The sequence below is a fragment of the Staphylococcus parequorum genome (genome assembly GCF_039237145.1).
Taxonomy (GTDB): domain Bacteria; phylum Bacillota; class Bacilli; order Staphylococcales; family Staphylococcaceae; genus Staphylococcus; species Staphylococcus equorum_A.
Genome location: NZ_CP150682.1, coordinates 2434927 through 2449371 on the forward strand (window position 1 = coordinate 2434927; position 14445 = coordinate 2449371).

The following is a 14445-nucleotide window of genomic DNA, read 5'->3' on the forward strand; positions in this document are numbered from 1 at the left end:
TTGTAGTTCTTTAAGTACAATCTTATTATTTTATATCTCAGAAGCGTTCAGCTAAGACACGGTTACTGTCTTTCGTATTGAAGTATTCTGCAAGCACTATATTAGTCCCATCTGGTCAAGCGTCTTGTAAGAATCAAGATAAAAGACGAAAAAATAACCCGGAAGTATATGTCCCATTACTTTTAAATCATTTAATGATATAAAAGCATCCCATAACCTCCGAGCTATTAAATAAAATATCAACAGCGAAAGTGATATTTTAGTGATTCTATATATAATCAATACATAAACCTTCCATTATTATAGAAAGCTTACCATTAATTTGTTAGTTCTCCCATTGAAAATGAAACTGATTTTTTCTCAATCAATCTATTTCCATTCTTTTATTTTACTCACCTGAGATCACTATTTCAAATATATGAGATAAGTATGCATCGCATGTTTCAATTTTTTATTACAATTCGCTTTATAAATTCTTTACACAGCTATAGTTAGTTTCCACATTCTCTTGTGGCTGCTATATTATTTTTAAATCTGTCATTACTGTTTTCAAGTTAACCACAACAATATTTTATAGTTTTTTATTTATGCTTTATATTGTACGAACGTCAAAAGTACATACCCTTGCAATTATATATTTTGACAATCGAATATATAATTTATGATATCCTTAAGAAAAAAGGAGATTTATTATGGGTTTACTAGCTGCTATTGTATTAGGGATTATTTTCATACCTGTATACGCTTATTTTTGGGCTTTTATATTTCGTTGGGAAAATAATAGAAGAGTTAAGCGGAACAACTTTACCCCCATGACTGATAAACAGTATTATTTACTTTTAATCTTACATGGAATATTTGCTACATTTCTAGTTATCTTTGCAATATACATAAGTTACTTTAAATGATGTGTGCCCTATTTCATAATAATAATGTCCCCTACACTCATATTCTCATCTTTAATTTTTACTATCGAATTAATTAAAAAACAAGAAAGAGTCAAAGTGGAATGACAATTATTACCGAAATAGCAATTTTGTGTTAACGAATCACAAAGGCAATCCTATACAACTTAGACGCTTTTACATACTTTTAAGAACGACTGTTAAATATGTAAGGATTATAAAAGAAGTATCTTCACAAATATTAAGTCATAGCCATATCTTTAAAAAGTGTTATAGAACAATTATCTAAGAAAATGATGAACAAACTTGAACAAGTAAAACTTGGTTAATGCGTCCAAATTTGGGCGTATTTTTCATGCTTTATATTCGATAATTTGTACACACTACCCTTTTCAATTCTTACAACCATAAAAAAGAATCCTCAAACCGTTGTCGTTAAAGGATTCTTCATGAAATTTGATGTTATTTTGCTGGTACGACTGCACCATCGTATTCTTTGTTGATATAGTCTTTAATTTCTTTAGATTGGAGTACATCAACTAACGCTTTGATTTTCTCGTCATCTTTATGACCTTCTCTTACGCCAATTAAATTCGCATAAGGATTGTCTTTTGCTTTCTCTAGAACAATCGAATCATCTTTAGGGCTTAAATCTTGATCAATTGCAAAGTTTGAATTAATAATTACAGCATCAGCATCTTCGTTTTGATAAATTTTAGGTAGATACTCTGCAGATTGTTTATTATTAAATTTGATATCTTTTTTATTTTCTACAATATCATCAAACGTAGCGTCTTCTGTTTTAACGCCATCTTTTAATTTAATAAGTCCTTCATCTACGAAGAATTTTAAGAAACGTCCTTCTTCAGCTGGATTATTCGAAACGTATACTGTTGCGCCTTTTGGTAAATCTTTTAAACTTTTATGTTTTTTAGAGTATACTGCCATAGGCTCCAAGTGAACGTTTCCTGCTGATTCCACTTTATAGCCTTTGTCTTCCTTCTCTGTTTTTAAATATGGTGTATGTTGGAAGAAGTTCGCATCAATTTCACCTTTATCTAATAATTTATTCGGTGTTGTATAATCATTAATCGTTTTGATTTTTAATTTATAACCTTTATCTTCTAACAATGGTTCGGCTTTTTCTAATATTTCTGCGTGCGGTGCTGGCGAAGCTCCGACTGTAATTGTCTTATCTTTTTCATCTCCGCCACCGCCACATGCTGCTAATAAAAGTGCTAAAGCTGCTACAGAAACTAAACTTAATATTTTTTTCATATAATAAAGTCCCCTTTTAAAAATTTATCGTTTATCTATTTTATTTGTAGACCAGTCACCAATAAATTGAATGATAAATACAATAATTAGTATTAAAACTGTTGATACAAATATGACGTCATTTTGATTTCGTGTGAAGCCAGTTAAATACGCTAAGTTACCTAAACCACCTGCACCAATTACACCCGCAACTGCTGTTGATCCAACCAAAGCAATTGCAGTAACTGTAATACCAGATATTAAAGCTGGCATTGCTTCTGGTAAAAGGACTTTTTTTACTACTGTCCATGTATTTGCACCCATTGACCAAGCCGCTTCGATTACGCCTTTGTCGATTTCTTTAAATGCAATCTCTACTAATCTTGCATAGAACGGTGCAGCACTAATGATCAATGCTGGTAAAGCCCCAGTTGGTCCACTGATTGTTCCTAATATTAAACTTGTGAATGGAATCAACAAGAGTATGAGAATAATGAATGGTATCGCTCTGAATAAGTTTACGATAAATGAAACTACACTATAAAAGACTCTTGCAACTGGTGATTTACTTTTAGCTGATAAGAAGAGTAAAACACCTAAAATCAGTCCTAAAACAAAAGCAAATGCTGTTGCTATTACAGTCATATAAATTGTTTCATATGTTGCTAACCAAACTTCGTCCCAACTGATATTTGGCATAGTAACCATCTCACGGAGTATGTCACCAAACGAATTACCCATGCTTTAACACCTCCACTGAAACGTGTTGCGCTTCTAAATCGTTTTTGAACTTTTCGAATTTTTCTGAATTTACTGTTGGTAAATGTACTACTAAAAAGCCGATTGAACCATCTTTCGTATGTTTAATATTAGCTTCCAATATATTTACATCAATATTATGCGTCTTAGTTATGTATGATACTAACGGCTCCGTAGTATTGCTTCCTGTAAAATTCAAGCGAACTACATAATCATTTTCCTTTAATGATATTAAATCTGTGATAGATTCATCAAAATCATCGTCTAAATCATCTTTCACAAAGCGTTTTGTTACTGCATGTTGTGGGTTTTCAAAGACAGTTGTAACCTCGCCTTGTTCAATTACACGGCCACTTTCCATAACAGCGACTTCATCGCAGATACGTCGAATGACATGCATTTCGTGTGTAATGATTACGATTGTTAAATTTCGTTCTTCTTTAATCTTTAATAATAATTCTAGAATTTCATCGGTCGTTTGAGGATCTAACGCACTTGTTGCTTCATCACAAAGCAATACAGTAGGTTCATTAGCTAATGCACGCGCAATACCGACACGTTGCTTTTGACCACCTGACAATTCCGATGGATATGCATTTTCTCTTCCTTTTAGTCCTACCAATTCCACTAATTCTAAAGCACGTTGCTTCGCTTCACGACGCGAAACACCAGCAATTTCTAGCGGGAATGTAATATTATTTAATACATTTCGTGACCACAGTAAATTAAAATGTTGAAAAATCATGCTCACTTTTTGACGTTTTTTTCTTAAATCTGATTTAGATAAATCACCAATCTTATCTCCATCAATAATTACGTCACCTGAAGTAGGTTGCTCGAGATTGTTCAAGAGTCTTACTAAAGTACTTTTCCCCGCTCCTGAAAAACCAACCACTCCAAAGATTGAGCCTGATTGAATGCTTAAATCAACATGATCTACAGCTAGTACGTCGTGTTTTTTTGTTTTGTACCTTTTGACTATTTGATTTAATTCAATCATCACACTTGCCTCCTTGTATTACACTATCAATTAAAAAATGCTTCCCCTTTTATGCAGTGAAGAAAAGAGAAAGCATTAATCGCTTCTCTCATCTCCCAAAGTTAATTATAACTTCATGTGAATTGGCACCATTTCTGATTCAGACGGTTGCCGGGCTTCAAAGGGCACATCCCTCCACCACTCTTGATAAGAGTATCATTTATTTAATTATTTTTAATCCTATCATCGCACTCATGTTTCGTCAATAACTATTTTAAATTTTCTAACAAATAAGGAACAGATTGAAATGCGTAAATTCTTTTCTGTTCTTTACCTTTAGACATCAGCATGAGCACAGGTACAGATTGTATTTCTTGCGCTTGGCTAAAATCAGGATGAAAATTCAAATCTATTTTCGTAATTGGTAGCTTCAAAATTTCATTTGCTATATCTAACATGCGTTCTGAAACTTTACAAGTTCCACACGTTGGTGTATAACCAAATATTAAATATTTTTCTTTTTCTTCATGTTCGTGCACATCTGCACGGTGTTCACTTGTTACATTCATGTTAATAAACTTACCCTTTCAGCTATATAATCTAATTTTGCTTTAGCTACTTTTTCTGCATCTTTTACAGAAAAACCATGTTTTCGCAGTACTCTGGATAAATATGGTTTAGGGCATCTAGCAACCTCACAATATTGTCTATCTATGCGTATATGTTTACTTTCACTGAGATATCGTTTGAACCATTTCCGTATCTTTTCACCTTCTTTATCTGAATCCACAAGAATATACACTTGTTTATCATATAAAGTTTCAACCATTTCATCGATTTTATCAATGCCCATAGTACCGTTCGTACATATGATATCAATTGGCTGATCAATAACTTGCTTTACCCGTTTCTTGTCTGACTTGCCTTCGACAATGATCACTTGGTTTAGTATCGTCATGACATCCACCCTCTAAATGTTGATAGTTGTTCAATCTACTTAGTTCTTCACAATACTTAGCGACTATAAACATAATTTACATATTCCTAATCTTATCTTATTATTGAAAATGATTTTTGTCATTTAAAGACATCTAATCAGATGATCTTTTTCTTATATAATATCTGTTCTTTAGTTCTACTAAGCTAGGCTCTACTATAGCTCACTTTATACATGTTTATTTTTGACAAAAAGCATATAAAATAAATATTCTTATTAAAAAAACCCCAAGATAATCAATATCATGGAGTTCGCACTTTATTTTTTATTCACCAATCATTTCTGAGTATTGCTCAGCAGATAATAATTCATCTAATTGACTTTGATCGCTTAATTCAACTTTTACCATCCATGCTTTATCGTATGGTGATTCATTTACGAATTCTGGGCTGTCTTCTAATTCTTCGTTAGACTCGACAACTTTCCCAGTAACAGGTGCGTAAAGTTCTGAAACTGTTTTTACCGATTCAACACTACCAAAAGTTTCACCTTCGTTAATGTCATCGTCGACTTCTGGTAATTCAACGAATACGATATCTCCTAATTCACCTTGAGCATATTCAGTTATACCAATTGTTACTGTATTGCCTTCAATTTTAACCCATTCATGTTCTTTAGAATATTTAAATTCACTCGGTACTGCCACAAGAATCCCCTCCTAAATGATTTTACATATTAATGATGCCATATGAAAAGCTTTCAAGCAACTATTTCTCGATAACATAATTCAATCAAATCTTTTTCATAGCAATAGATGAAGCGTTTACACAATCACTATTATAACCACTTATTTAATTATGAAATTAAAATTTATTTTATAACCAAGTTTCCTTATATTGGTCTTCTTTAAATCCAACTGTAACTTTATTTCCTGAAATAGCTAGTGGTCTTTTAACTAACATACCATTTGAAGCCAATAAATCTAACTTTTCATCATACGTTAAATCTTTCAACTTATCTTTCAATCCAAGCTCACGATATTTTGCGCCATGTGTGTTAAAGAGTTTGTTAACATCAATTTCTGTCGCTTCAATAATATCTTTAAACTCGTTTTTAGTAGGTGTATGTTGAACGATATCAATAGGTTCAAAACTAACACCATACTCCTGTAAGAACTTAGCGGCCTTCTTACAAGTTGTACAATTAGGATACTGGTAAAATTTTATCATTATGCTGTACCTCCTATGTCTAGTTAACACTAATATATCAAATTTCTACGTAAAACGCTCTTAATTTCAGGCTGATTTTTTTAATAATGGTTAATTGTCAGTTATAATAGGGCTAATAATATCTAAAACAAAGGAGTTATACTATGCAATCAATAAATACTACAGACAATTTTAAAGAAACAATACAAAGTGATAATCCTGTGATCGTTAAATTTGAAGCAGGCTGGTGTCCAGACTGTAAAGCTATGGATATGTGGATCGACCCAATTACTGAAAAATATAATGATTACCAATGGTTCACAGTAAACCGTGATGAATTAGAAGACGTAGCGTCTGACAATGATGTAATGGGTATTCCAAGCTTGTTAGTTTTCAAAAATGGAGAAAAATTAGCTCATTTACATTCAGCAAATGCAAAATCTCCAGAACAAGTTGAATCATTTTTAGCAGAAACATTCAAATAAATCATACAGTGTTGCAGATGATAATCTGAGACATACATTTCAAAGATAAATAAAGGCCGCATTGAATTCTAATTTCAATGCGGCCTTTATTTATCTCAACAGTCGTTTAAATGACTACTTACTTTACTGCAATTTTTATATGATAGTTAAAATTTATCAATTATATTATTAACGTGACGTTCTCTATGCGGTACTTCATCTTCTAAATCAGTTAGATACAAAAAGCCAACTAAGCTCTCATCATCTTTCACTCCAAATAACGCACGCATTTCAGGTTGAAATATATATGCTGGCGTTTTCCAACAGGTACCAATACCAACTTCATGTAAAAGAAGCATTAAATTTTGAGTAAAAGCTCCAAATGCCATATAATTTTCTAAATTTTGTTTTTGTCTTGGATCTTCTTTTAAGACTAGCGCTAGCATGCCACCAAGATTTGTAGCTACATTATAATGATCTTCTTGTTTTTTCTTCAGATTAGGAAAAGCAATTTCTGTAAGTTGTTTACTCATATCTCCTAATCTATCTTTAGCAATATGAACAACTCTCCATGGCTCTCTCAAACCGTGATTAGGTGCATCAGTAGCTTGTCGAATAGCTTGATATAAAGCTGTATCATTTATCTTCATATCTCTTTTGAACACTTTAATACTACGACGTTGTGCTATTGCATCTTGCAGTTCCATATAATATCGCCCTTTCACTATTGATAATTATTTTCAATTATAAGATAGGTCACGATTATTTTCAAATTACTCATATAACTTTAATTGTTGTTTTAGCGCTTCAACATGAATTTGACCTGGCGCTTTAGGACTATCAAGACAGCCATACGTTACAGTGCCTCCAAATAACCCCTGTGCAGTTCTAGATATTAGACCTAATTTTGACATTGCAATGCCAATCACTTGTTGAGGAACTGAATCAGACGTTTCTGACATCGCACTTAATAAATTCAGCACATCTTGTTTACCAAGAGGCATTACTGCAACTTTTAAGTAATCTGGTCCAAGTTGGTGCATTTTAAAGTAAAGATGCTTTAAAGCTTCCAGTGCTGGTGTTTTTTTAAAGTCATGATAAGACAATACTACTTGGATTTGTTTGCTTTTAGATTGTGCAATTAAATCTATCAAAGGTTGTGCTGATTTCCCAGGTTCAAATTCAATATCAACTAAATCAACATGTGTTAAATTTATTATTTCAGCTAAGGCGTTCAAATATGCTTCATATGGTAACGTGCCCTCTCCACCTTGTGAAGAAGTACGATAAGTGACGAGTATCTTTTTCCCTAAATTTAAATTATAGATATTGTCTACTACTTTAGACACTTGGTTCACATCAAAATCCGCCCACTGATCTATTCTAAATTCAATGATTTCTATTGAATCTTGAAATTTGATTAAGTCTTCTATAGTAGATTGTGAAAGTTCTTTTTCTGGCGCTATCGTAACAGCTATATCAACTTCAGTCATTTTTAATACTTCCTTTATTTATTGTGATTAAAATAATTGTATAACAATTTTCAAAAATAAAACAATCAATATACATTAACTTATAAAATGACAGTATTAATCAAAGAGTGAATTTTATATGATTTAAAAATTATTCTACGGGTATACAGTAATAGTAAGTCATTAAGGAGGTAATAAAATGGCAGTAAATTATGAAACTAAAGCAACAAATACAGGTGGCCGTAACGGACACGTTCAAACAGATGATAAAGCAATTGATGTAGCGGTTATTCCACCAGCACAAGCTGACGCTGAAAAAGGTACAAATCCTGAGCAATTATTCGCAGCAGGTTATGCTTCATGCTTTAACGGTGCATTCGATTTAATCTTAAAACAAAACAAAGTGAGAGATGCTGAACCAGAAGTAACTCTAACTGTGCGTTTAGAAGATGATCCAGATGCTGAAAGTCCTAAGCTAAGCGTTTCAATTGATGCTAAAGTTAAAAGCGTATTATCTCAAGAAGACGCTGAAAAATATTTACAAGACGCGCACGAATTTTGTCCATATTCAAAAGCTACACGTGGCAACATTGACGTTGATTTAAACGTAGAAGTTGTTGACTAGTATTTAATATATAAAATTTAACCCCTAGACTCTATCTCGAGTCTGGGGGTTATTTTGTGCTTTGATGTTTCTGCCCTCTTATTTCTTGATGTCTTTAGTATTCTCTGTCTGGGTATTTAATTGTCATCATCACTAAATTGAGTGAAAAAATAAACAACTAAAATTGCAAAAGAAACCAGGATAAGTGCTGTCAAAGAAACAATAATTATAATTAATGCCTCCAAAAGTCTTGCCTCCACTTTAGTATATACCACTATATTATATCATAATAGGTCAAATCAATTTCAATTCATTAAAATTCAAATTTAATTTACAGAGAAAATTTATAGTGATGAATTTATTAATCATAGGAATTTTAAGTTAATTATATTTTTGACATAAGTAAATGGAAAAGTTGCCCAATCATTTCTTTTACTATAGTATTATAAACAAAATGTCAGAATATTAATTATTTTATTATATACACTTTGTACAGTTTAGGAGGCATTCAATGACAGATATACGTTACTTAACAAGTGAAGATTCATCTATTTATCGTGCTTTTTTATTAAAGGGCATCCACAAAGAACTTGAAGTATTTGCATGGAAATTGCAAAATGAAAAATGCTTAATTGAATTAAATATAGAAAAATTACTTTCTTCACAAACATCTGATTATGCAGTGCTTGGTGCCTTTGAACAAGATGAATTAGTTGGTGCAGCTACTTTAATTCACAGACAAAAATATAGCTTATCTCATAAAGCAATAATGGAAAACATGTGTGTCCAAGGTCATGACGATGATTCAAGAGATCACATTTCTAAATTATTAATGCGTCATATTTTCCAAATATGCCATGACAAAGAAATAGAAATCTTATTAACTTCACTCATTTCAAATAACATTAGTGGAAAAGTATTTTTCAGCAACCTCAATTTTGATACACTCTTTTTAGAAGAACATGCTAGAAAATATGAGAACTATTACGTCGATGAACATTGGTTAATATATTACTTTAAAGACAATGATTTAGAATTATTCAATTAAATTGTTGATACCTGTATATGAAATAATGTTATATTTATTTCATATTCACAATAGCTCGCTCTATGTAACAAAACCATCGAATTAAGGCAATTTTTCAAAAGTTTTCCTATAATGGCTTGCAATCAAAATCATTTAGAAATATTATTTTAATAAGTTATACTTACAATCAACATATGCACATTAATAGACTATCTTTCCAATTATAGAAAGGACTGAGCAAATTGAAATATGCTACTACATTACTATCTTTGTTCTTATCATTAATTACTTTAGCTACACCTTTACTAGCTGTTAACAAAGTGATCGAAGGTGATATGGCAATATTAGCAGGCGCTTTATTTATCTTAGGTGTTTTCTTATTTAACTTATACGCTTGTATACGTGGCGATCGTGTAGCTAATATCTTTGCTATGTTCGTATCCATCTTCGCATTCATTCTAATGAGTTATCCAATGTGGAAAACATATGTAATGGGCTTTATAGGTTAGCTTCCTTCTTATACATAACTTCATCTTTTTTCTATCAAGTGCATCTATTGATTAATTTAAATTGATCAATAGATGCACTTTTATTTTAAAATTAACTTTTCTAAAAAAGTTTATATAAGTTTCTATTTTTCATTTTACAAATCAAATGAAAGCGCTATAATTGGACAGATAGGGGGGGATTCAAAGATATGAATTTAGCTTTATTAGGTTTCATTATGATTATCGTTTTCTTGATATTAATCATGTCACGTAAAATGTCAGCATTAACAGCATTAATTGTTGTACCAACTGTTTTTGCTTTGATTGGCGGTTTCTACTCTGGTCTTGGCGAATATATGCTCAAAGGCATTGAAACAGTTGCACCAACAGGTATTATGCTCACGTTTGCCATTTTATATTTTGGAGTTATGATCGATGCTGGGTTATTCGAACCTGTCATTAATCGAATTATTAAAGTAGTTAAAGGGGATCCAGTTAAAATTGCAATGGGTACTGTTGTCTTAGCTTCAATGGTCGCGTTAGATGGCGATGGCACTACTACATTTATTATAACTGTAACTGCAATGATGCCATTATATAAAAAAATTGGCATGAGCTTATATACACTTTCAACCTTAGCACTACTATCAATTGGCGTTATGAACATGTTACCTTGGGGTGGCCCGACAGCACGAGCAATTTCATCTTTACAGGTTACCACTGAGGAAGTTTTCATACCTATTATTCCTGCAATGATTGCAGGTATCGTTTTTGCTTTTGCCGTAGCATACATATTAGGTAAACGTGCAAAAAAATACATTACTTCTAATACAAATATTGATTTAGATGATGTAAGACCTACAGATACGAAAGAAGAGTCATTATTAAAAAGACCTAAAATGCTTATACCAAACGCAATTTTAACGATTTCATTAATTGTTTGCCTTGTTATTGGACTGATGCCGATTCCGGTTATGTTCATGCTTTGGTTCGGTGTTGCAATCGTACTCAATTATCCAAACCTAAGTATTCAAAATTCAGTAATTAAAAAACATGCTGGTGATGTACTATCAGTAATCAGCCTTGTTTTTGCATCTGGTATCTTTACAGGTGTTATGGATGGGACACACATGGTTGATGAAATGGCAAATACATTAGTGCAAATTATTCCTGATGCTTTAGGAAATCACTTTGCTTTAATTACTGCCCTACTTAGCGGGCCATTCACTTACTTTATGGCTAATGATCCATTCTATTATGGCGTATTACCAATCCTTGCTGAATCAGCACAACAATTTGGTATATCTAAAGTAGATATGGCCAGAGCTTCAGTATTAGGACAACCGCTTCACGTATTAAGTCCATTGTATGCTGCCGGTTACTTACTGGTTGGTATGCTAGATATTGAATATGGACAAAACCAACGTATTGTTATCAAATGGGCAATAGGATCTAGTTTGTTTATGATTCTAGTCGCTTGTATTCTAGGTATTATACCTTGGTAGAATTATTTTTGGACGCGTATAACAACGTTTGAAATTAAAAGAGCTTGGGACATAAATATCCCATTCTCAAATTAAAAGCAGCAATCTATTAGTTTCTAGTGGATTGCTGCTTTTCTATGTTAAAATCTTCCGATTTTGAAAGCGCATGCTTGCCTGGGGTATGGGAGTGGGACAGAAATCTAATTTTTCTAATAAGATTTCGTCGTCCCACCCCGGCAAAGATGACTAGAAGTGAAACAAGCTTAAGATTATGCGCGTTTTCACTTCAGTCATCTACTGCCAATATAGCAATAGAGTTGAGATATTATTTGTTTTACAGACTCATACTATTCCCCTAGGCGTCAGCTCTTTACAAAATCGGTACAATTATATAAATTTATACAAAATAATAAGACGCTTTCGTATAATAAAGTTAACCTAACATAACTTTAAAACGAAGTGTCTTATGTATAAAAATTACAATATGACTCAGCTAACACTACCAATGGAAACTGAAACTTTAATCCCTAACAATGATATCGCACATGCAGTTAATCAAATTATTAAAACAATTCCAGAAACAGAATTCTACGAATTCAATCACTTAAATGGTACATCCTCTTATCACCCTAAAATGTAGATAAACCAATTGCTATCAAAGCATTTGGTTTATTTTTATATTTTTTCGTTGATATAATCTTTGTAATTAATTCATTTACCTTCATTAGTATCTATATTGGCCTTTATATAAGTTCAATCAATGAATAATCTATCGTTTTGTTTTTGTTTAAAAATGGCAGTGATTTGGGCTGACTCCTGCGGGAAAGCACTAGTCGAAGACTACAGGCTGAGGCTGTGCCCGCGGAAAGCATGCACAAAAAGCTGCCCATAAAATCGTAAATTTTTTCAACGCTATGACTGAAAACACTCTTTTGAGTGCTTCCAGTTTTTTTATTTAGTAATATTTATATTTTTTGATTAACACACACTAAAAAGCGGGTATATAAAAAGAAAACGCATAACCCATTGCGTTACACGTCATCAAGCATTATTTATTTGAATTACTTGTTTATTAACTTTAAAATTATATGGCTACAAAATATGATTAAATTTCATTTATTTCACAATTATCGTTTCACCCATCTCATACATGGGTAAAACTTAATGTCGGATTTACAATATTAAGGAGTGTTATTTATGAATCAGCTCAAAGAGTGTAATTATATTAATCCTTCGAAAGTTTCACTTGATTGGGAATGCTTTGTCGTCAGTAAGACTGATATGGAATTAGATGGATTACCTAGAGAGCTTATTAATTCATGGATGGCTCAAAGTATACTTGAACCATACTCTATTAGAAATAATGAAATTAATTTTAAAACAAAAGATATTAAAGATGCCTTAAACAAACAAAACTGGTATTACGAAACATAGATTGCTAAATATATTTAGGCTATGCTTATATTATTAAGATATAAACTCAGCGCCCGTTTAGCAGAAGCTAACATTTCATGATCTATATAATTACTATAAAAATACGAGTTTAATTCATTATAGCCAGTTGCATCTTTAGGGAAGTTATTATCCCTTTTAATTTTGTGAGCGAGTTGTCCAAGTGGTGTATCGTCTTCTATAAAACTAATTACAAAATCATAAAATGTCATAAGCATTACCTCGATTTTATATATTTTTAATCGTTACATGATTTACCATATCTTACTTTTGTCTAATCATATCAAATATAAGATATTTGTCTACCACGATTCTTTTTATTATTTAAAAAATTAAAAAGAATTGTTGTTATAGCTATATTTAATTCGAAAATGTAAACTTTATAAAGTTTTTTTAATTTAAAGTAAACATTATAAACTGCCTACAAAACTGTGTATTTTGTAGGCGTTTTTTTAATTTAAACGATAAATAGCGACTTTTTATGATATGCCGTAACTTACAGTTAACACTGTTTTACGTCCAGTAAACTCATATATTTTCGAACGAAAAAATGGCTGTTAGATTTCCGTAGAATTCTAACAGCCATTTAAAAAGTCTAGGACATAAATACACGTCTCAGATTTATTATATTTATAATACCTATACTAAAACATTACCGTTCTGATCAGCTGGTTTCAATAACGTAAGGATAGCACCAATAATTGCTAATATTTGAGGAATACCTGTCCAACAAAATATTAAGTATAAAATCCCTACGCCTGTTTTTCTAGCGTAGAATTTATGAATACCAAAGCTACCTAGAAACACTGCTAATACAATGTAAATCACTTTATTTACTTCATTCATAGTTAAATCTCCTCGCTTATTTAATTTAATTTCATTATACATCAAACTACTTAATTAATTAAATAATATTAATTATGGTTATATAATAGTTCAAAATACGACCGCTCAATTGTCAAAATTTCACTATATTCATTTGGCATAATTTCATTACTTAACTCTATTAATTCAGTCAAAATATAGTCCATCAATTTAGCTTTTATTTTAGAATCATCAAAGTGTGCTTTCACTTGCTCAATCATTGTATTTTCTTCCATAAGTAATAATGCACGACCATATACTTTATCAACTTTGCCCCGTTGAAAAGTCGGCATTAAATAATCAATAACTTTATCCACATTGTCAAATTCATCAAAGGCTACTTGTATATGCGAACTAAGTTTACTCGCTATTTCTTTGATACGTTCATCTTCTTGTTTGTTATCAGGCATTAGCTTATTTCGTATATAGTCTTTTTGTTTTATAATTTTGGCTTCAGTTTCATCATATTGTCGTTTATTATCAGAGAAATTCTTGGTCTTTAAACTATTAACTGCTTCTTTAGTTTCTTGTAAGTTCACATTCAT

18 protein-coding genes, 1 pseudogene and 1 riboswitch are annotated in these 14445 nt (G+C 31.7%); of the genes and pseudogenes, 7 read left to right on the top strand and 12 right to left on the bottom strand.

The window, feature by feature from the left end; translation table 11 throughout:
• Positions 1-1367: 1367 nt before the first annotated feature.
• The 7 genes from AAA453_RS11925 to AAA453_RS11955 form a co-directional block, all read right to left on the bottom strand.
• Entirely contained in the window at positions 1368-2183 is an 816-nt protein-coding gene (locus AAA453_RS11925) for a MetQ/NlpA family ABC transporter substrate-binding protein (protein WP_427705155.1), read from the bottom strand.
• 24 nt (positions 2184-2207) lie between these two features.
• Positions 2208-2903, bottom strand: coding sequence for a methionine ABC transporter permease (locus AAA453_RS11930; RefSeq protein WP_002508186.1), 696 nt, complete (start codon positions 2901-2903; stop codon positions 2208-2210).
• Positions 2896-3921, bottom strand: a complete 1026-nt coding sequence (locus tag AAA453_RS11935) for a methionine ABC transporter ATP-binding protein (RefSeq protein WP_069833006.1) — start codon at positions 3919-3921, stop codon at positions 2896-2898. The genes AAA453_RS11930 and AAA453_RS11935 overlap by 8 nt, the downstream gene beginning before the upstream one ends.
• An 85-nt stretch (positions 3922-4006) precedes the next feature.
• Positions 4007-4114: riboswitch (SAM riboswitch) on the bottom strand.
• A gap of 55 nt (positions 4115-4169) precedes the next feature.
• A complete protein-coding gene (locus AAA453_RS11940; protein ID WP_021339857.1) occupies positions 4170-4469 on the bottom strand; it encodes a thioredoxin family protein in 300 nt (99 codons plus the stop codon).
• Positions 4466-4858 (bottom strand): toprim domain-containing protein, encoded by a 393-nt coding sequence (locus tag AAA453_RS11945; RefSeq protein ID WP_056935399.1) that lies wholly within the window; start codon positions 4856-4858, stop codon positions 4466-4468. The genes AAA453_RS11940 and AAA453_RS11945 overlap by 4 nt, the downstream gene beginning before the upstream one ends.
• A 304-nt stretch (positions 4859-5162) precedes the next feature.
• Positions 5163-5543: a glycine cleavage system protein GcvH gene (gene gcvH, locus AAA453_RS11950; RefSeq protein ID WP_069833005.1), complete on the bottom strand. Its 381-nt coding sequence runs from the start codon at positions 5541-5543 to the stop codon at positions 5163-5165.
• A 169-nt stretch (positions 5544-5712) separates the two neighbouring features.
• Positions 5713-6066, bottom strand: a complete 354-nt coding sequence (locus AAA453_RS11955; protein WP_069817961.1) for an arsenate reductase family protein — start codon at positions 6064-6066, stop codon at positions 5713-5715.
• 143 nt (positions 6067-6209) lie between these two features.
• Here AAA453_RS11955 and AAA453_RS11960 point away from each other — a divergent pair, with 143 nt between their 5' ends.
• Entirely contained in the window at positions 6210-6530 is a 321-nt protein-coding gene (locus AAA453_RS11960; protein WP_427705157.1) for a thioredoxin family protein, read from the top strand.
• A gap of 146 nt (positions 6531-6676) precedes the next feature.
• Here AAA453_RS11960 and AAA453_RS11965 read toward each other — a convergent pair whose 3' ends face one another.
• Together AAA453_RS11965 and aroD are read right to left on the bottom strand one after the other, a co-directional pair.
• A complete protein-coding gene (locus AAA453_RS11965) occupies positions 6677-7216 on the bottom strand; it encodes a nitroreductase family protein (protein WP_427705160.1) in 540 nt (179 codons plus the stop codon).
• 66 nt (positions 7217-7282) lie between these two features.
• Positions 7283-8002 carry a type I 3-dehydroquinate dehydratase gene (aroD, locus tag AAA453_RS11970; protein ID WP_427705162.1) on the bottom strand — a complete coding sequence of 240 codons (720 nt, stop codon included), beginning with the start codon at positions 8000-8002 and terminating at the stop codon, positions 7283-7285.
• A 178-nt stretch (positions 8003-8180) separates the two neighbouring features.
• Between aroD and AAA453_RS11975 the strand changes: the two genes are divergently transcribed.
• From AAA453_RS11975 to AAA453_RS12000, 6 genes and pseudogenes are all read left to right on the top strand, one after another.
• Positions 8181-8606 (top strand): organic hydroperoxide resistance protein, encoded by a 426-nt coding sequence (locus tag AAA453_RS11975; protein WP_002508195.1) that lies wholly within the window; start codon positions 8181-8183, stop codon positions 8604-8606.
• Positions 8607-9096: 490 nt separating this feature from the next.
• Positions 9097-9633 carry a GNAT family N-acetyltransferase gene (locus AAA453_RS11980; protein ID WP_069833002.1) on the top strand — a complete coding sequence of 179 codons (537 nt, stop codon included), beginning with the start codon at positions 9097-9099 and terminating at the stop codon, positions 9631-9633.
• 221 nt (positions 9634-9854) lie between these two features.
• Positions 9855-10121 (top strand): hypothetical protein, encoded by a 267-nt coding sequence (locus tag AAA453_RS11985; RefSeq protein WP_069817957.1) that lies wholly within the window; start codon positions 9855-9857, stop codon positions 10119-10121.
• A 188-nt stretch (positions 10122-10309) separates the two neighbouring features.
• Positions 10310-11605, top strand: a complete 1296-nt coding sequence (locus tag AAA453_RS11990; RefSeq protein WP_069817956.1) for a CitMHS family transporter — start codon at positions 10310-10312, stop codon at positions 11603-11605.
• A gap of 445 nt (positions 11606-12050) precedes the next feature.
• Positions 12051-12221, top strand: a pseudogene (locus AAA453_RS11995) (IS5/IS1182 family transposase); the annotation flags it as partial.
• A gap of 560 nt (positions 12222-12781) precedes the next feature.
• Complete coding sequence (locus AAA453_RS12000) at positions 12782-13018, top strand: hypothetical protein (protein ID WP_427705165.1); 237 nt, start codon at positions 12782-12784, stop codon at positions 13016-13018.
• Between the two features lie 14 nt (positions 13019-13032).
• On the opposite strand, the gene AAA453_RS12005 is transcribed toward AAA453_RS12000, so the two are convergent.
• The 3 genes from AAA453_RS12005 to AAA453_RS12015 all read right to left on the bottom strand — a co-directional run bounded on the left by AAA453_RS12005 (position 13033) and on the right by AAA453_RS12015 (position 14445).
• Positions 13033-13248 (bottom strand): sterile alpha motif-like domain-containing protein, encoded by a 216-nt coding sequence (locus tag AAA453_RS12005; protein ID WP_069817955.1) that lies wholly within the window; start codon positions 13246-13248, stop codon positions 13033-13035.
• Between the two features lie 427 nt (positions 13249-13675).
• Entirely contained in the window at positions 13676-13882 is a 207-nt protein-coding gene (locus AAA453_RS12010) for a TM2 domain-containing protein (protein ID WP_069817954.1), read from the bottom strand.
• A gap of 68 nt (positions 13883-13950) precedes the next feature.
• A complete protein-coding gene (locus tag AAA453_RS12015) occupies positions 13951-14445 on the bottom strand; it encodes a hypothetical protein (protein WP_427707068.1) in 495 nt (164 codons plus the stop codon).